General features: G+C 31.1%; 18 protein-coding genes. 1 reads left to right on the forward strand and 17 read right to left on the reverse strand.

Features of this window, described 5'->3' with window-relative positions; all coding sequences use genetic code 11:
• Window positions 1-7: 7 nt before the first annotated feature.
• The 16 genes from ACWJJ2_RS10935 to ACWJJ2_RS11010 form a co-directional block, all read right to left on the reverse strand.
• Window positions 8-331 carry a rhodanese-like domain-containing protein gene (locus tag ACWJJ2_RS10935; protein WP_216302225.1) on the reverse strand — a complete coding sequence of 108 codons (324 nt, stop codon included), beginning with the start codon at window positions 329-331 and terminating at the stop codon, window positions 8-10.
• Between the two features lie 304 nt (window positions 332-635).
• On the reverse strand, window positions 636-1,070 hold the full coding sequence (locus tag ACWJJ2_RS10940; protein ID WP_258280581.1) for a hydrogenase maturation protease: 435 nt from the start codon (window positions 1,068-1,070) through the stop codon (window positions 636-638).
• A 53-nt stretch (window positions 1,071-1,123) separates the two neighbouring features.
• Window positions 1,124-1,792: a hydrogenase nickel incorporation protein HypB gene (gene hypB / locus ACWJJ2_RS10945; protein WP_216302226.1), complete on the reverse strand. Its 669-nt coding sequence runs from the start codon at window positions 1,790-1,792 to the stop codon at window positions 1,124-1,126.
• A gap of 88 nt (window positions 1,793-1,880) precedes the next feature.
• The gene (locus ACWJJ2_RS10950; protein ID WP_216302227.1) at window positions 1,881-3,281 is read right to left on the reverse strand and encodes a nickel-dependent hydrogenase large subunit; all 1,401 of its coding nucleotides are present in this window, start codon (window positions 3,279-3,281) and stop codon (window positions 1,881-1,883) included.
• Between the two features lie 68 nt (window positions 3,282-3,349).
• Window positions 3,350-4,183 carry a hydrogenase small subunit gene (locus tag ACWJJ2_RS10955; RefSeq protein ID WP_253198113.1) on the reverse strand — a complete coding sequence of 278 codons (834 nt, stop codon included), beginning with the start codon at window positions 4,181-4,183 and terminating at the stop codon, window positions 3,350-3,352.
• Window positions 4,184-4,318: 135 nt separating this feature from the next.
• On the reverse strand, window positions 4,319-5,326 hold the full coding sequence (gene hypE / locus ACWJJ2_RS10960) for a hydrogenase expression/formation protein HypE (protein ID WP_216302229.1): 1,008 nt from the start codon (window positions 5,324-5,326) through the stop codon (window positions 4,319-4,321).
• Window positions 5,327-5,341: 15 nt separating this feature from the next.
• Window positions 5,342-6,433, reverse strand: coding sequence for a hydrogenase formation protein HypD (gene hypD / locus ACWJJ2_RS10965; RefSeq protein WP_216302230.1), 1,092 nt, complete (start codon window positions 6,431-6,433; stop codon window positions 5,342-5,344).
• The gene (locus tag ACWJJ2_RS10970) at window positions 6,420-6,644 is read right to left on the reverse strand and encodes a HypC/HybG/HupF family hydrogenase formation chaperone (RefSeq protein WP_216302231.1); all 225 of its coding nucleotides are present in this window, start codon (window positions 6,642-6,644) and stop codon (window positions 6,420-6,422) included. Before ACWJJ2_RS10970 ends, hypD begins: the two co-directional genes overlap by 14 nt.
• 41 nt (window positions 6,645-6,685) lie before the next feature.
• Entirely contained in the window at window positions 6,686-7,354 is a 669-nt protein-coding gene (hypB, locus tag ACWJJ2_RS10975) for a hydrogenase nickel incorporation protein HypB (protein ID WP_462953248.1), read from the reverse strand.
• 2 nt (window positions 7,355-7,356) lie between these two features.
• Window positions 7,357-7,698 carry a hydrogenase maturation nickel metallochaperone HypA gene (gene hypA / locus ACWJJ2_RS10980; RefSeq protein ID WP_216302233.1) on the reverse strand — a complete coding sequence of 114 codons (342 nt, stop codon included), beginning with the start codon at window positions 7,696-7,698 and terminating at the stop codon, window positions 7,357-7,359.
• An 86-nt stretch (window positions 7,699-7,784) separates the two neighbouring features.
• On the reverse strand, window positions 7,785-10,070 hold the full coding sequence (gene hypF, locus ACWJJ2_RS10985; RefSeq protein ID WP_216302234.1) for a carbamoyltransferase HypF: 2,286 nt from the start codon (window positions 10,068-10,070) through the stop codon (window positions 7,785-7,787).
• A gap of 185 nt (window positions 10,071-10,255) precedes the next feature.
• On the reverse strand, window positions 10,256-11,083 hold the full coding sequence (locus ACWJJ2_RS10990; RefSeq protein ID WP_216302235.1) for a metallophosphoesterase: 828 nt from the start codon (window positions 11,081-11,083) through the stop codon (window positions 10,256-10,258).
• Between the two features lie 143 nt (window positions 11,084-11,226).
• Window positions 11,227-13,551: a glycoside hydrolase gene (locus ACWJJ2_RS10995; RefSeq protein ID WP_253198115.1), complete on the reverse strand. Its 2,325-nt coding sequence runs from the start codon at window positions 13,549-13,551 to the stop codon at window positions 11,227-11,229.
• Window positions 13,552-13,613: 62 nt separating this feature from the next.
• Window positions 13,614-14,984 carry a HAMP domain-containing sensor histidine kinase gene (locus ACWJJ2_RS11000; protein WP_462953249.1) on the reverse strand — a complete coding sequence of 457 codons (1,371 nt, stop codon included), beginning with the start codon at window positions 14,982-14,984 and terminating at the stop codon, window positions 13,614-13,616.
• Window positions 14,965-15,621 (reverse strand): response regulator transcription factor, encoded by a 657-nt coding sequence (locus ACWJJ2_RS11005; protein WP_220286989.1) that lies wholly within the window; start codon window positions 15,619-15,621, stop codon window positions 14,965-14,967. Before ACWJJ2_RS11005 ends, ACWJJ2_RS11000 begins: the two co-directional genes overlap by 20 nt.
• A gap of 248 nt (window positions 15,622-15,869) precedes the next feature.
• Window positions 15,870-16,253 carry a YmaF family protein gene (locus tag ACWJJ2_RS11010; protein ID WP_216302238.1) on the reverse strand — a complete coding sequence of 128 codons (384 nt, stop codon included), beginning with the start codon at window positions 16,251-16,253 and terminating at the stop codon, window positions 15,870-15,872.
• A gap of 185 nt (window positions 16,254-16,438) precedes the next feature.
• Here ACWJJ2_RS11010 and ACWJJ2_RS11015 point away from each other — a divergent pair, with 185 nt between their 5' ends.
• On the forward strand, window positions 16,439-17,254 hold the full coding sequence (locus ACWJJ2_RS11015) for a polysaccharide deacetylase family protein (protein ID WP_220286988.1): 816 nt from the start codon (window positions 16,439-16,441) through the stop codon (window positions 17,252-17,254).
• A 99-nt stretch (window positions 17,255-17,353) separates the two neighbouring features.
• Here the strand turns inward: ACWJJ2_RS11015 and ACWJJ2_RS11020 are convergent, their stop codons facing one another.
• A complete protein-coding gene (locus ACWJJ2_RS11020) occupies window positions 17,354-18,022 on the reverse strand; it encodes a YczE/YyaS/YitT family protein (RefSeq protein WP_220286987.1) in 669 nt (222 codons plus the stop codon).
• Between the last annotated feature and the right edge of the window lie 279 nt (window positions 18,023-18,301).

Consider the following 18,301-nt stretch of genomic DNA (forward strand, 5'->3'; position numbering starts at 1 on the left):
CCGAGCATCATCTAGTTAGACCGTATCTCCAAGAAGATATTCCACGACCTAGATGGTAAATATTTTCAAAATCATTGCTTTCCAAAATATCCACTGCTCTTGGGCTTCTTCCACCAGATGCACAATAAACTAGTACCGGCTTATCTTTATACTTATCAAATTCAGCAAGTTTCATAGGAAGAATCTGAACTGGAACAAGTTTTGCTCCTTGAATGTGACCATTATCATATTCCTCTTTAGTTCTAACATCTAAAATAATAAGTTCTTTATCACCACTTATAAGCTTATATGCCTCTTCTGCACTGACATTTTTAACCTTTGAATTAAACATAGTTTAAGCCTCCCTAGAAAATTTATATTTATATATTATTATATCTTAATATTACGTTATAATAATACAATAACATATATAAAATAAAAAGCAATAGAAATTTCAAATTTCACTAAGTATTTATTTTTAACCACTTAATAAAAAAAGATACACGAAAGTTATTCGTGTACCAAACTATTTCACTATTTTAATTTCTTTCTTTAATTATTGTAAAAATTGGAATCACCGGTGAAACTGTAATATATCTTCAACAATCATTTCAAGAATTATTATGTTTAAATTAGCTGAAATTACTTTATTGGGATTATATAATAAAGCTCAATATCTCCTTAGATATATATTCTACTTGCGCCTGTAAAATATGGCTTAACCCAATATTTATATCTATATTGTCAATTTCTATTCCTATAAAATAACCCTTAATATCCATCTTGTACATATTTACTAGGTCCAATAACCCTAAAGAGTGAATAGACCTACTCTGCCCTCTAATTTTTTTTATATCATTCAAACTTTTAAAAGTTACTGTGCCTGGTGAACTTCCATAATATGTTGAATCTATAATATAAAATATATCTCGCTGGTTTAATTTTGAAAAACAAAATTCTACATCTGTTTCTCCTATAATAGTTTCAATACCTTTATCCTCTAGGTTGTTTTTAATTTTTTCTAAAATAAGCACTGCTACTGCATCATCCATCATCAACCTATTACCTATAGCCATGACCTTTTTACCCACATTAACTCAACCTCTCATAAAAAAAATCCTAATATAACCAGAACCTAAATTTTTTATTTGTACCTACTTATTTTTTTCTTTGCTTGTTTCAAAATCCATTCGCTTAGTTCATCCATTCCCTGGTTTTTGGTGCAGGATGTTTGAAAAATCTTTGCCTTAGCATTTATTAGTTTAATATCTTTATAAAACTCTCCTTCCTTAAAATCCGTAAATCCAATTAAATCAACTTTATTTAAAATTATCGCGGTGCTTTTTTCAAACATCAGTGGATATTTTAAAGGCTTGTCATTACCTTCCGTAACGCTGAGTACGCAAAGTTTTATATCCTCACCAATTTCAAATTCAGCTGGAGATGCTATGCTCCCCACATTCTCTATAATAATAAGATCTATCTCTCTTAAATCAAAGTTCAATGATGCTTCTCTTACCATTCCTCCATCTAAATAACAGGGCCCCGCAGTATTAATCTGTACTACTGGAACGCCCTGGGCTTCAATTCGCTCTGCATCTTTAGTTGTATATAAGTCTCCTTCAATGACCGCCATATTTAAGTTTTCTTTAAGCTTTGGAATTAACTTCTCAAGTATAGATGTTTTACCAGACCCTGGAGCGCTCATTAGATTTATAACAAATATGCCCTCTTCATCGAAAAGGTTTTTATTTTCCATATGGATTTCTTCATTAGTATTAACCATATTAATACTAATATTTATTTCACTCATTTCACTATTCTCCTTCTATCGTATACAAATATAATTCATATCTTTTTACATATTTTTTTAAAATAACTAGTCAGTATTCCAATTGTATTTAAGTAACATTTATATAATAAGGCTCACCATATTCTGTATTAACATGGGTGGCACAAGATATGCAAGGATCAAAGGAGCGCACTATACGACCTATCTCCACAGGATTTTTAGGATTTTGAATTTCGCTGCCAATGAGAGCGCTCTCAAGAGCTCCATGCTGCCTAATCTCGTCCATTGGTGAAAGATTCCAAGCAGTAGGAGTAACTATATCGCAATTTTTTATAATTCCTTTTTCTATAGTAGTCCAATGCCCGAGAGCTCCCCTAACAGCATCACAAAGTCCTATTCCCTGTGCACTCTCTGGAATAATATATTTTTCCTGTACTGCTGGTATAGGCTCTACTTCCTCAAGTATTATAAACATTTTTTCACAAAGTTTCTTCCCCTCTAATACTCTAGCCATAAGCCTATCCATTGTGGATATACTATTTTTATAGGAACCTGATAAAATCATACGGGCAAGTGGTCCAACCTGTACAACTTTACCTTTATACCTAGGCGCTTTGATAAATGTATAGGCTCCCTGCTTTTTAATATCTGTTTCAGATGGGTAATTGGATGGAACTTCACTAGATATCGAACCTTTATACCAAGAAAATGCTGAACTCTCTGTTATTGCTTTTACATCTAACATAGCCATATCACCGTCAATATAACTTGAAGGCTGTACATACTGCATTTCTTTATTATGCAAATCATGAAATAAGCCATAGCTTAAAAGATTTCTTGTCCCACCACCAATCTTAAAATACTCCGGATAATAATGAGCTATAATATTTATATCATCAACCATGTTTTCACACATAAATTCACTGATAGTTTGTAGTATGGATTTCAGTCTTATAATTTTAGAAGCATCCATGTTTGCAGTGGTTCCACCCACAAATACACCATGATTATGTGGTGCTTTCCCCCCTATAAGAGCTACAATTTCATGAGCAAGGCGGCTACACTCTAGCGCCTTCACATAATCTTTATTGATTTTTTCTGTGTATTTGCCGGAAAGTCTAAAATCATAGTCTGAATTTCCTGGAGCCATTGTTATATTCACATAATCCGGGAATACAAAAATACAAATTTGCCTCATGATATTTTGAAGATACTCCGCCCCATGTGCAAAGTTTCTGATTCTTACTCCATTCTCATTTGGCGTTACCTTTAGCGCATCTTCTAATGCCAGACTTGCTACTAACCCATGAGATGTAGAACATATACCACATATTCTTTCAGTAAAATATACTGCATCTAATGGGGGACGTCCTATTAACATCTTTTCAAAGCCTCTAAACTGAATCCCACCGCTTTTAGCATCTACTATTTTATTTTTTTTTATTTCTACTTCTATGCTTAAAGGCCCCATAATTCTAGTTATAGGGTCTATAGTTATTTTGGTAGTCACCGCAATCACCTCACTCTGGAATAAATTTGAACTAACAATTGTTATCTACCTCAATTGTTAAGCATCCCTCAATACTTAATAAAAGGTTCTGTGCCATCCGGAAAAAATTCACTAGCGCAACCTATGCATGGCGTATTAGCATCCACTGGCCAATTGATTCTCGAATTCCATAATCCAAGTGGACAATAAGCTTTTGTAATAGGCCCTTTACATCCAACCTTTATCATGCACTCTTTTTCTCCTAGCTTCCCTGCATATACTTTGTTATCAAAATATGAGCGTCTTGGGCAATTAGTGTGGTTGTTTTCTTTAAAAAACATTACTGGTCGCCCTTTCTCATCTATTTCAATCTTTTTATAAAGAATAATACTAGCTATAGTTCCCATAACCCACAGAGGGTTTGATGGACAGCCTGGAATATTTATTACCTCACGTCCAAGGAAATCCCCTAGACTTTTACACCCTGTTGGATTAGGTCTAGCTGCAGATATCCCTCCAAATGAAGCACAAGTTCCAATAGCTATTATTGCTTTTGCTTTCCGCGCTGCTAAATTAATAGCTTCTGCTGTAGGTATCCGCCTACCCTTATAGGTTGCAAATATATTATAGAATCCCTCATCCATATTAGTTAGTGCCCCTTCTACCCCTAATATGAAATCTGTATTTAAAACCTCTAAGAACTTTTCATAGGCAACTTCGCCTTCTTCTTGCATAAGGCTAGGGCTAAATTTCAAATCAACCATTTCTTGTAGGAAATAAAGAACATCTGGCTGGTCTGCATTTAGAAAAGAAATTATATTCCCCATACAACCATTAGCCTCCATCCATACAAAATTAATTTTTTTCGCTTCACCTTTATGAATTTCACCTATGGCACTCTTTATAAGTTTTCTTTCATGCAAAATACTCCCTCCCATTTATCCTTCATTAATATATATTGAAATAATCTTTTCATTATGCGGTATTAATCACTAAATAATTATACTCAAAATAAATAAGACAGAGATACATAATCCCTGACCTTTCTTGTGTAAACTTTAACATATTCTTGGAAGCTGAATTCCAGATGGCATATCAACTATTCTTTTTCCCCCTACTACTGTATTTAAATAAACTTTTTGCCCTAATTCCTGCGTAACTTTTCCGATAATTGCGGCTTCAGAACCTAATGGATGCTTTCTCATCGCATTAAGTACCTTTTCAGCATAATATTCTGGTACAAAAGCACAAAGTTTTCCTTCATTAGCAATATATAACGGATCCAATCCAAGCATCTCAGTGGCACCTTTTACTTCGTCTTTAAGTGGCAATTTATTTTCTTCAAGAGCTATGGTTACATTGCTAAATTCACTAATTTCATTAAGCACTGCTGCGACTCCACCTCTTGTAGCATCACGAATAACATGGATTCCGTCATATGCTTCAAGCATTGTGTCTACTAAGGAATTAAGGCAGGCACAATCACTTTTTAAATTTCCTTCTAAACCAAGTTTATTTCTTTCACACATTATTGTCATTCCATGGTCTCCTAATGTGCCATTTATTATGACGTAGTCTCCCGCTCTTGCATTAGCACAGTTAATATTAACATTTTCATAAATCCTGCCAATACCAGAAGTGTTAATAAAAATCCCATCCACACTGCCTTTTTCTACAACTTTTGTGTCTCCAGCTACAATTTTTACACCTGCTTTATTAGCTTCTTCTGCCATAGACTTCACAATTTCTTCTAATTTTCCAATAGAAAAACCCTCTTCAATAATAAAAGCGCTTGTTAGATAAAGTGGCTTTGCTCCACTTACGGCTAGGTCATTTACAGTACCGCAAATTGCTAATTTACCAATATTACCCCCATTAAAAAATATTGGATTTACTACAAAAGAATCCGTAGTAAAAGCAAGTCTTGCAAAATCTATATCTACTTGAGCTGCATCATTCATCTGATCTAAAATATCATTATTAAAATATTTGAAAAACACTTCATTAATCAATTTATTTGATTGCACCCCACCACTTCCGTGACTTAGGGTTATATTGCCCCTCATTAGAAAGACCTCCTGTTATTTAATATCTTTGTGGTATCTATAATATGCTGCACATGTACCTTCTGATGAAACCATGCAGGAGCCAACTGGATTTTCTGGGCTGCAGAGTTTTTTGAAAAGCGGACAATCCATTGGTTTAATTTTGCCCTTAAGTATTTCTCCACATTTGCAGCCAGGACTGCCATCGTATTCTTCATAATTGATTTTGAAATGCTTAAGTGCGTCAAAAGCTTCGTACTTACTATTAAACTCCAGACCACTTTGGGGTATTACCCCAATTCCTCTCCACCTACTATCCACAATTTTAAAAGCTTTATTTAAATATTCTTTAGCATTTGGATTACCCTCAGTTTTAACTATTCTTTTATATTCATTCACAATTCTATAATCCTTTTTGCTAATTAAGCTTACTAGTGTATTCAAACCTTGAAGTATATCTAAAGGCTCAAACCCCGTAACCACTCCAGGAATATTATAATCCATGCTTAAAAATCCATATGGTTTCGTACCGATAATTGCACAAACATGCCCTGGCAATAAAAATCCGTCTATTTTTAATTCTTTATCTTGAACTAAAGCCGCCATAACAGGCGGAACGATTTTGTGGGAGGTAAAGAAAAATAAATTGCTCAGGTTATTTTTTTTAGCCTCTATAGCGGTAACCGCAGTCATCGGCGCAGTAGTTTCAAATCCCACTGACAAAAATACTACCTTTTTAGAAGGGTTTTGTGAAGCCATATTAAGGCAATCCATTGGTGAGTATACTATTCTTACATCTGCACCTTCTGCCTTTTTCTTACTTAGTGAACCTTTTTTGCCGGGTACTCTCATCATATCTCCAAAAGTTGCAATAATTACATCCTTTTCACCTGAAAGTGTCAGTGCGGTGTCTATATAGCTCTGAGGTGTAACGCACACAGGACAACCTGGGCCTGATATCAGATTTACATTTGGAGGAAGTACGTCCCTAATACCATATCTGAATATAGCCATAGTATGGGTACCACAAACCTCCATAATGTTTATCTTTTTACTCGAAATGTTATTTAGCCTTTCTACGAGTTTTTTTGAGTATTCATTGTTTCTAAATTCATCAACAAACTTCATTTTCAAGAAGCTCCTTAAAAATATCCAAGGTTATTTTTGCTTCTTCTTCGTCTACCTTTTGTATTGCACAACCTGCATGTACAAGTACATATTCGCCCACAGATACATCTGGCAAAAGATGCATAAATACTTCTCTTTTCATATTTCCAATCTCTACAACACCTTTATTTTCGTCTATTTTTAAAACCTTTCCTGGAACTGCTAGGCACATCCTCGTTCCTCCTTATTCTTTAACTGAAAAGTATTTTCTATTTATTTAACCTTTATTTTTTTGTTTTGTATTTTCCTCATTAACCATGAACATATTTCATCTATACCCTGATTTTTAACACAAGATGTTTCAAATGTATCCACATTAGCATTTAAAGATTTTATATCTCTGTAGAACTCTTCTTTATCAAAATCAGTAAATTCTATTAAATCTAGTTTGTTCAAAATGATTGCACCACTTTTTTCAAACATTAGTGGATATTTCAAAGGTTTGTCATTTCCTTCTGTGGTACTCAAAACACAAATTTTTATATCTTCACCAATTTCAAATTCTGCAGGGCAAACTAGATTGCCTACATTTTCTATTACAATCAAATCAATCTTATCAAGATTTAATGCATTTAATGCATTTTTTATCATTTCGCCGTCAAGGTGGCACGCCCCACAAGTGTTAATTTGAACCACTGGAACACCCTGAGCCTCTATTCTCTTAGCATCCTTAGTAGTATAAATATCCCCCTCAATTACAGCAATATTTATATCGTTTTTAAGCTTAGCTATTATTTTCTCAAGTAAGGACGTCTTACCTGAACCAGGTGAACTCATTAGATTTATTACATAGATCCCTCTTTCGCCTAGTAATCTTTTATTTATCGAGGTTATCTCATCATTTTTTTGAAGTATATTAGTAATTATCTTAATTTCACTCATATTTAATCCCCTTCTATAGTATTTACATAAAGCTCATATCCACTAATAATACTAGAGCAAAATTTATTACAGCATGGACAAAGTTTATTAAAATGGTCAATTAGGAATTTCTGTTTGCAATCCTTACATTCGGCTACTGCATTAACTTTTTCTATTTCTAAAATTGAGCCTTCAAGCATTGTATCCATTATACAGATTTCGAATGCAAAGTTTAAGCATTCTGGCATAACACCAGATAACTCCCCTATTTTTAACGATACCTTGTTAACTTTAGTTAATTTATTTTCAATTGCTTTATCTGTTACTATTTTAATAACATTTTGAATTATAGAAACTTCATGCATATTTATCTCCTAATTAATTTGTAATTCCTTCTTCATTAATATATATGTGAAATATTTGATTAAAATGTTTTTGCATGCTCATTTTTTTAATTTTTCATTAAATTATTTTCAATTATTTCATTGGCTATAATTATCTGCCCAATTGCTACCCCTCCATCATTAGAAGGTAAGTCCTTATGAGTATAGACTTGAAAATTATCCTTTTTTAGATTAAAAAATATTTTTTTAAGTAAAAAAGAATTTTGAAAAACCCCTCCACTCAGTACAACTTCATTTATGCCGGAGTCTTCTCTAATTCGTACACATATACTTACAGTTAAATTAACAATAGTATTTTGAAATTTTGAAGCAATAATTTTAGCTGATACGCCTTTTGTTTTGTCTTTTATTGCCTCAATAATCATTCCGTAGGGTTCTATAATATACATATCCTGTTCTATTACTTTATACGTATATGATTCTTCAATATCCATTTCTGATATAGCTTCAAGTTCAATAGCAGCCTGTCCTTCATAGGTAACTATATCTGTAATTCCAATTATATTTGCCATAACATCAAAAAGTCTACCCATGCTTGATGTCTCGATACAATTAATGTTTGAATTTAAAATATTAATTAGATTAATAGCCTTAATACCATATAATTCAAAAATCATATCATTAACCTCTTTTTTACTTCTTTGTCTACTTAAAAACTTATAAAGAGAAGAAACTGCCATTCTCCAGGGTTCTTTAATAGCTTTTTCTCCTCCCGGCATTTTTATATAATCAAGATGGGCAGCTCTTGCAAATTGAAGGCGGTCACAAACCAGAAATTCTCCACCCCACATTTTTCCATCAGTACCATACCCAGTTCCATCAAAACAAACTCCAATAACTCTTTTCTCTAAATTATTTTCAAACATGCAACTAACTATGTGCGCATGATGATGCTGCACGGGAATCTTAGGCAAATCATATTCTAAAGCATACTTAGTTGACATATATCCTGGATGCATATCGTGTACTATAAATTGGGGAGAAAAAGAAAATATTTTTTTAAAATGCTCTACATTTTTTTTATAGTGTTCATAGGTTTCTAAATTTTCTAAGTCGCCATTAAATTGGCTTAAAAACAAAAAACCGCCTTTACTGATGCAAAAAGTATTCTTCATGTTGGGACCACAAGCTAATATATTTCTCATATTAGTCCATTTAAATGGTTCAGGTACAAATCCTCGAGCCCTCCTTATGATTCTCTGCTGTTTCTCTACAACCTTTAATACAGAATCATCAACTGGGACATGTATTTCACGATTATGTATGAGAAAATAATCCACAATACCCGATAGACCATATCTTGCAGAACTGTCTTTATACTCTATAGGTAGACCATTAACATTTGCACTAGTCATAATAAGCACCTTAAGTTTTTCTGAAAACAATAAAATATGAATTGGTGTATACGGTAGCATTACTCCCATTGTTTTTTGATTAGGTGCAATATTTTGAGGTAAATCACAGCTTTCCTTTTGATTCAAAATAACAATTGGTTTTTTTATTCCAGTTAGCATTTTCTCTTCTAACTCACTTACTCTGCAATACTTTTTTACTATTTCTATATCTTTTATCATAAGCGCAAGAGGCTTAAATGGTCTTTTTTTTCTCTCCCTTAAGTTATTCACTGCAATTTTATTCAATCCATCACAAGCAAGGTGAAAACCCCCTAGCCCTTTTATGGCAAATATTTTCCCTTCCTTAAGCATGTTTTGAGCAAAACTTATAGGATCTTGTATATCTAATCTGTTACCTTTAAAATCCTCTATCCAAAGCTCTGGGCCACACGACCTGCAGGCATTTGGTTGTGCGTGAAATCTCCTATTTGTAGGATCTAAATATTCACTATTACATTCCCTGCACATTTTAAATTCTTTCATTGTAGTTTTATTTCTATCGTAAGGTAACTCTTTGATTATAGAAAATCTGGGGCCACAATTTGTACAATTAGTAAAAGCATACCCTCGTCTCCTATTATTAGAATCTAGTATATCTTCTGTGCACTCACTACAAGTATCTATATCTGGCGATATAAAAGTAATTTTATCTACACCCTTTTCACTTTTTTTAATTTCGAAATTAGAATAATTTAGTACTTTATCATCTTTTATAGTTATTTTTTCTATTCGAGCAAGAGGTGGGGGACTATTTTCGAGACATTTTATTAATTTATTTATATCTTCCAAGCATCCCTCAACATCTATATAAACTCCTTCAGAGTTATTATTCACCCACCCTTTTAACTCAAAATCCTTTGCTAAATTATATACAAATGGACGAAAGCCTACACCTTGTACTATTCCCTCAACCACAATAAAGCTTCTCTTTTTATCCATAATACACACCCTCTAATATTTTGTATTTACGGAATATAAAATTACTACTCAATACTCATAATATTCAAGCTCAACAAAAATATTCTAAAGAAAGCCTGAAATACGAAATATTGCTGCATAGTTTAATACTTCCCACGCTTTATAAATCATTAATATAGATATTTAATTTAAGTCTATTTTTAAAATTAAATTTTCAAGTTAAAAAGAGAAATTTGTGGCATATTAAACAATCTAAATGGCACCTTTGTATTTCCCAGTCCACTATTAACATATATTTTTGTTCCTCTAGGGTTGTCTAATTTATAAAGGCCCTTGGTATATTTTTCTGATAATACATTTTTCTTTAGTGGACCATAAAAAGGAATGTATACTTGTCCACCATGGCTATGTCCACTAAGAACTAAATCAACTGGATAATCACTATATTTGTCTACTAAATCTGGTTCATGTAACAATAATAAATTTACAGACTTATTGTTAATTCCGTTCATTGTTTTATCTACACTATGATTTCCCATTAACCCATCATCTGCTCCAAAAATTTTTATATGCTTATCCTTAAACACAATGCTTGTCCCATCATTTTTCAAAACCTTAAATCCACCTTTATTCATTATCTCCTCATAGTATCTAACAGCCCCTCCACCATAGTCGTGATTACCATATATAGCATATTTACCTATTTTACATTTTATTTGTTTAAGAACCTCTGCTATATTGTCAATCTCATTATATGTTGAAGCATTATCTATTAGATCACCTGTAAATACCACTATATCGGCATCTAATCCATTAATTTTTTGGACAACCTTCTCTAGCTTATTTAAGTTGTAAAATTCTCCAAGATGTATATCCGTAATTTGCACTACCTTTAGCTTTTCATCCCCATTTTTATTAATTGTAACATTATGCCTTTTTACAATTAATAAATTTCTTTCTATATAAGTTGTGTATACTCCTAACAAGCTTACAAATAATATTATCCAAATAGTAATTTTTCTTTTCACTTTCATTTTTTATCATATCCTTTATCCTTAGTTTTAAACTATTCTAACCTTAATATAACCCTTCTATGTTACATTAAGGTTACATATCTTTATTGTTTATTCAAAAAAACTAGCTTATAAATATAATTTATAAGCTAGAGCTTAGTCCTTTATGGGGTATATTTAATTTTATTGTTTCCATCAAATATAATAAGAGATTTTGCGGCAATTTTTTCCCCTTCAACATTAACTTCCTTATTAGAAAAGTTAGCTATTACCTTTAAGTCCTCTCCATATTTAGTCATTTGGACTAATCTATCCTTTGATAAAATCTTAAAATCTGTCATTTCCTTAGTAATTGCCTTTTTACTAAAATCAGACCATACCTTTGTATGTTTTACAATAACGGCTTTATTCTTATTCCATTCATTTTTATCAATATGATAAAGTGGTGGTACATTATATAAAACCTCATATAGCATTCTATTTTCTACTTCATCTTTTATTTTTAATGTACCCCAGCCCCACCAATGAGAAGTAATAACTGAATCATTATAAACTAACTTGTATAGTGGAATTGTATATGCGGTATCCATAAATAACTTCTTATACTTATCCTTTATAGGTATCTGCTTTGAAAATAACTCTGGCGCTCCTCCATTACTTGAATAATATCCTCCCACATAATATTTACTATCCTTATTTTTACTCATATCCTTATCCATCCATGAAAAAGATGGTGTTTCTATGCCATGAGCAAATGCTATAGATTTGCTTGCAAAATCATTTCCTCCTTCACTTCCAACTACCATATTAAACTGTTTTTGAAGGTATTCCATTCTTTCTATTCTTGCCTTTATATCTCCTGCTTCTGTTGTAGGATGCTCTTTAGAATAATCATCCACCACTTCTCCTGTTGCATCTGTATCTAAAAACCACGAATTAAACTTTAGACCAATCTTTAAAATAGATGAAACTCGCTCCTTTACACTTGGCATAGCAAGTGTTGGATTTAACTTTCTTCCAGCCCCTTGGAACCCCTCTATCTTTTTGCCCTCTTTATTGGTTACAGTAGCATTTTCATAAAGAGATGTATCAGAAAATTTCGCTGTTGACCACTTTTCTTGTCCTGGCTTATGAATTGAATGATAAGAATCATAAGCACCTATTAAATATCCCAATTCATTTGCTTTTTCAACTAATTCCGGCTTTAAAAAGCCTTCTTGAAAGTCGTCTAATCCAACCCACATTTTATCAATACCGGACTTTTTCATATCGTAAAGTACATTAACAGTATTCGCATCTGCCCATTTTTCAATAGGATCTGCTACATCTCCTAAAGATGATTTTAATAAACCTTTATTTAAATCTATTAATTCTACTGGGTTTAATTTATTTATTCCCTTATCTATTAACCCTTTACTTTTTTTATCTAAATTCGTAAACACCTTAGGGTTATAAAACTCCTTTAACTGTATTACAGAATTAAAACCTTTTATAATTCTATTTTTTGTATATTTATCAAGATACTCTGAAGAATCTAAATCATTAAAAGCAGTAGCGAGCTCTCCACCATCCTCAACCTTTGTTTTTAACAACTCCTGCATCCAAAGTTTTAGATCTTTTGGAATGCTTCCTTTTATCTTATCCAATTTAACATTTTCCTCAGATATTGCCGACCTATCCCAAAAATAAACATGTGGCGCCCCATAAAGCTTTTCAATATTTTTATTATCCTTAGCCTTATCCTCTAGAGATTTAAAGTTACCCTGCTTCACAATAAAATTCTTATAAGTTTTAGCTACATCTACTGGATTATTCTTAGTTAAATAAATTCTAAATCCATAATCCTTGTTTTTATTTATTGAAGGATATTCATGATTAAAAGTAAATTTAATATTTTCTTTAGTATCAAATTTAACTTCATTATTATAAGGATTGTTAATTATATATAATAGCGAATAATTCTTTTTGCTTGCTGCAAAAAACTGCATAGAAAAAGACTCTAAAGTTTTCATTTCATTATCATTTAAATAGTCTTTCCATACTTTATCATCCTTTGGAATATACTTACCCTCATTTAATGGAAGCATATATCCTTCTCCTGTTACTTTTGGCCATGAAAATTTATTTTCACCATCCTTATTACTAGATTTTATAGATACATCTAAATACTTATCTTTCTTTTGAATTTCTACATCAATATTTTTCTTTTTATAACTCCAAGATATTTTATCTCCATTGTCCTTTAAGTTTGATACCTCCGTTTTTTCTAAAGGCTCAGATACTGTTTCCGTAATTCCATTAGATTCTACCGTTATCTTAAAGGTAACAGGTTCTACTTTAAACTTAAAATCTAAATTTTCAACCTTAGTATTCATTTTGTTATTAATCGGATTAACTTTATTATTACTTGAAATAGCTTTATTATTACAACCCGAAAACAATGTTGTTACAGTTATAGCTACTAAAACTAATGATATTCTTTTTTTCAACTAAATCACCTCATAAGTAAAATACTATAGAAGTGTTACGCCAATGTTACAAAAAACTTTATTTAAAATATTATGTAAAATTCAATCTTATTCTGTTTCACATTAAATCCAAAGTCAAGATTATGTTTTTCTAATATTTTTTTCACTATAGATAACCCTAATCCCGTACCAGAAAGTTCCTTACTTCTTGATTTTTCAAGCACATAAAATGGTGTCCATATATTTTCTAAATCTTCTTTACTACTTTCTTCTAATCCATTTTTTATAGAAAACATTGTTTTATTATCTTCTTTGACTATTTCTACTTCTACCTCATTATTATTAGTATACTTTATAGCATTTGTAATTAAATTATTTAATACAATATCAATGCCTTCCTCATCTCCATAAACAATATATTCCTCGTCTTTATTTATATTTGATATAAAATTTATGTTAGCCTCATCTATAAGTAGTTTATATTTTTTTAAAACACTACTAAACTTTCTCTTCAAACTAAAGTTAGCTTTTTTTAATTCTTTTTTTTCAAGCTTTGACAAAAACAAAAGATTTTCTACTAAACTATCCATATGGTCTATTTGCTCATTAATTATTCCCATATATGTCCCATCATCTAAACCATCCTCAATTCCCTGTCCATACGCCTTTATTAAAGCTAATGGAGTTTTAACCTCATGAGCCATATCTGAAATTAAAGTCTTTAACTTTTCATTTTGAAAATTGATTTCTTTATGTGCCTGCTCTAAGCTTTCACTCATGCTATTTATACTTATAGCAAGCTCTTCTATTTCATCATTTGTTTTAATTTCCTCTTTTCTGAAGTTTAAATTAGCAATATCCTTTGATAATTCTTTTATAAGTTCTAATGGTTTTATTATTTTTTTAGAAAAAAAGCCAACTAAAATTATAATTAAAATCAAAGAAAATATATTTAAATATATATTAAATTTATTTATAATATCTATAGTTTCTCCCATATATGGTAGTGGCATCGCTATAGCAAATATATATTTATCAACCTTTATAAACTTTGTTAGTACCTTATATTTTGTTACTCCTTGGTCATATATCTTGTTTATACTTTTACTATTTAACTTACTTAGAGTATCTTCCGTGAGCCAAAATTTATTTAGCTTTATTTTATTCGAACTAAATTTAGTTATTAAATCCTCATTAATATTATTAATATCGCTACTTGCCTCCGAATAAACTATAGTGACATCATTTTTCTTTTCCATTTCATCTATATTTTTAAAAATATAATCTGTTTTTTTTCTGTTTATTTGCTCAGAAATCTGGTCTAATGTCCTCGTCTTTTTAAACATATAAAATCTTTCAATAAAAAATACATTTATCACCATAGAAATTATAGTTACAAAAATTGTGACTGACGCTATAGACAATGTGAACTTTTTACTTATTTTGATTCTCATCCGCCTCCATACTATAACCAATTTTTCTATAGGTTTTTATACTATCCTCACCTATTTTCGCTCGAAGTCTTCTTATATGAGTATCCACCGTTCTATGATCCCCATCATAATCCATTCCCCAAACTAAATCTATTAGCTTATCTCTAGATAAAATAATCCCCCTATTTCTAACAAAAGAAATCAAAAGATCATATTCTATTTTTGTTAATTTTAATATTTCTCCATTATTATATACCCTTTTCTCATCTGTGTTTATTTTTATATTATTAATACTTATCTCATCATCAAAATTTATAAGCTTTTTCGCCCTTATTAAAAGTATTCTAGGATCAAAAGGCTTTTTTATATATTCATCGGCTCCGCAATCTAATGCTTCAATTTCATCCTCATTTTGTGTTCTTGCAGTTAAAATTAATACCTTTGTATTACTATTTTCCTTAATATATTTACAAGCCTCAACTCCACTAACCTTTGGCATCATCCAATCCAAAATTGCTAAATCAATTTTATGTAAATGAAACAAATCTAAGGCTTCCTCTCCATCCTTTGCTGTAATTGCATTAAACCCTTCTTTTTGAAAATAAGCTGAAAGGATTTTTACCATTTGTTTCTCATCATCAGCAATTAGTATATTCAATTAAACCTCTCCTTTTAGCCACTAAATATTATAGTTTTTATTTAGATTATACCCAACTATAAGTATTTTCTCTATAAATTTATAACTTCTGCTAATTGATATCGTGTTATATTCAAAAAACATAGCAAAGCATTAATAAGGCTGCAATCCTTTAAACTTATTTTAAAGGATTGCAGCCTTGTTATATGGAACAATGTTAGCATTCACTGCCTTTTACAGCAATTCCTTAACTTAACTCAGTTCTTTTATTAAGCTTCTTCAAATATTGGAGCTTCTATAAGTGTAGCAAATATTAATTCATGGCAATGGTCATCAACGACATTAGTTCTAGCCTTTACAAAATGAACATGCCTACCACCGCCAACAGGTATTGCTAAACCTGAAGTTGCTTCAAATTCATGAAAGTGGTCAAAAAAATCTGTTCTTGATTTAACTTTATGCACATGCCCACCTTGAACTGGTATTGCAGGACTTGACACTCCAGCAAATCTGTGGTTATGAGCATCCTCACTATCTAATTCTGCTAATCTAGTACTTCCTAAGAATTCATGGTCGTGGAATTGCTTTTCTTTTTTACAACAGTTATCCTCATGCTTTTTTTCACAACCACAGTTATTCTCAATCTTTGACATTAACATCACTCCTTTTTCTATTCAGTTACTATTATATGTACCTTATAAAAAAAGAGAACTTAATACAAAAAATTCTTATGTATTTTATTTCTAGCACTCTCTATACTCTCCTAAAACAATTTAGGTATAATTTTTTATACATTACAAATAATAATTTATAATATAAATCGGTTTAGGAGGTCGATATGAAAAAAAATTTGTGTTTCATATTTATATTAATTTTTTTAACCTCTGTCCTTGGATGTTCAAAATCTATTTCAAAACCTATACCCATAACAAAGAAAGAGTCTACAGTTAATAAACCTTACGGTAAGAGTGTTCCAGTCCTAATGTACCACTCAATTACCTCTGGAAAAAGTGATTCCAATTCTCTTCCTATTGAAACGTTTAAGGAGCAAATGAAATACCTAGAAGATAACGGTTACCAGACTATAACGCTTACGGATTTATATAAGTACTTTATGAATCAGAAGCCTCTACCTGAAAAATCTGTAGTCCTTACTTTTGATGATGGCTATGAAAATAATTATACTGCTATGTTCCCTGTTCTAAAAGAATATAATTTTAAAGCAGCAATTTTTGTTATTACTTCTCATATTGATAAAGATCATGAATTTATGACATCCAAACAGCTTTTAGAAATGGATAAATACGGAGTAGATATAGAAAGCCATACCGTAAATCATGATAAGTTAAAATCACTTTCTAAGGATAAGCAACTAGCAACATTAATTCAATCTAAAAAAGATCTAGAAAAAATATTAAAGAAAGAAATAAACTTCTTTGCCTACCCTGGTGGTGCGTACAACAAAAGTGCCATTGAGGCTGTGAACGAAGCTGGTTACAAAATGGCTTTCACCATTGATGGTAAGTCGTCTAGTTGGTCCTCTAAAAATGATGGTCTACTTTCCTTACACAGGGTAGATGTAAGTTCTTTTCAGGACCTGAATGCCTTTAAAACTGGAATTTCTAATGCTGATTATAAATCTTTATTTCAATAAAAACAACCATCTGGGCTCCAGATGGTTGTTTTTATTATTATTTTACCCTGCCATCATTATAGAAAACTTTTCTTTTACTATCCATTAATATAATTAAATTTAAGCTTCCACATATACATTTTTTCCCTCTTTACGTTCAGATTGATTTTTAACAATCGCATTTACTAACTTTTCTCCATATGGAAGGCAAAATTGTATGCATGGACCTGTTAACAATGCAGATATTATTGTACCTATACCAAATACTCCACCGAGTGTAAATCCTGTTATTAAAAAGATAGCATCTAAGCTCATACGAACCCAACGATATTCTAAATTAGTTTTATCTTTTATTATAAATGGAATAATGTCATTTGGTGCAACGCCTAGATTACTTGCTGAAAGTATAGAAAATCCAATTGCAATTAGAACACAGCCGAATACAACTAAAAGTATTTTTACACCAATATTTAAAGATTCAATCGGAAAAAATGAAACAGCCTTTACTCCAAGATCCATAATGGGGCCTACTCCCACCACGCATATAATTGTTCCTATATTAATACGCGTTCTTTCAACTAAAAGTATTATACAAACCACTACAAATAAAATAATCATATTGGCACTTCCAGGTGTCTTCTTTAATAAAAATGCTAATCCTTGAGTGAATAAGGTAAACGGATCAGAACCAATATTAGTTTTTAAAAACAAAGCTACCCCGATCTGTATTATACTCATTCCTATAAAAAATAGGATTAGTCTTTTAATTAGATTTAATTTTTTTGTCATGTTTTCCATCCTTTGCCTTATATTTTATAGTTGCTCTCTATAATATTTTCAGATTTTTATTATAAACTACCAAAAAGGTCAATTTTAATTATACAATGATACAAATTTATATACAAGTATATATTATTTATGTAATTGTTTGAAAAATATAGTTATATTAAGTATATTTTGAAATTGTTAAAGAATTAGTTGGCGTTTGTCTACGGTATAACGTAAACGAGCTAAAAAATGAGCATTTCTGCTTCTAGTCTCTCACAATATATTTGATAAATTAGATAT

The sequence above is a fragment of the Clostridium sp. CM039 genome (assembly GCF_055081075.1).

Bases quoted from the DNA above. Each gene is read 5' to 3' on its own strand.
- hypA (WP_216302233.1), bottom strand. From the start codon at position 7,698: ATGCATGAAGTTTCTATAATTCAAAATGTTATTAAAATAGTAACAGAT.
- ACWJJ2_RS11000 (WP_462953249.1), bottom strand. From the start codon at position 14,984: ATGAGAATCAAAATAAGTAAAAAGTTCACATTGTCTATAGCGTCAGTC.
- ACWJJ2_RS11010 (WP_216302238.1), bottom strand. From the start codon at position 16,253: ATGTCAAAGATTGAGAATAACTGTGGTTGTGAAAAAAAGCATGAGGAT.
- hypE (WP_216302229.1), bottom strand. From the start codon at position 5,326: ATGAGGGGCAATATAACCCTAAGTCACGGAAGTGGTGGGGTGCAATCA.
- hypB (WP_216302226.1), bottom strand. From the start codon at position 1,792: ATGAGTGAAATAAATATTAGTATTAATATGGTTAATACTAATGAAGAA.
- ACWJJ2_RS11015 (WP_220286988.1), top strand. From the start codon at position 16,439: ATGAAAAAAAATTTGTGTTTCATATTTATATTAATTTTTTTAACCTCT.
- ACWJJ2_RS10935 (WP_216302225.1), bottom strand. From the start codon at position 331: ATGTTTAATTCAAAGGTTAAAAATGTCAGTGCAGAAGAGGCATATAAG.
- ACWJJ2_RS10990 (WP_216302235.1), bottom strand. From the start codon at position 11,083: ATGAAAGTGAAAAGAAAAATTACTATTTGGATAATATTATTTGTAAGC.
- hypD (WP_216302230.1), bottom strand. From the start codon at position 6,433: ATGAAGTTTGTTGATGAATTTAGAAACAATGAATACTCAAAAAAACTC.
- hypB (WP_462953248.1), bottom strand. From the start codon at position 7,354: ATGAGTGAAATTAAGATAATTACTAATATACTTCAAAAAAATGATGAG.
- ACWJJ2_RS10970 (WP_216302231.1), bottom strand. From the start codon at position 6,644: ATGTGCCTAGCAGTTCCAGGAAAGGTTTTAAAAATAGACGAAAATAAA.
- ACWJJ2_RS11020 (WP_220286987.1), bottom strand. From the start codon at position 18,022: ATGACAAAAAAATTAAATCTAATTAAAAGACTAATCCTATTTTTTATA.
- hypF (WP_216302234.1), bottom strand. From the start codon at position 10,070: ATGGATAAAAAGAGAAGCTTTATTGTGGTTGAGGGAATAGTACAAGGT.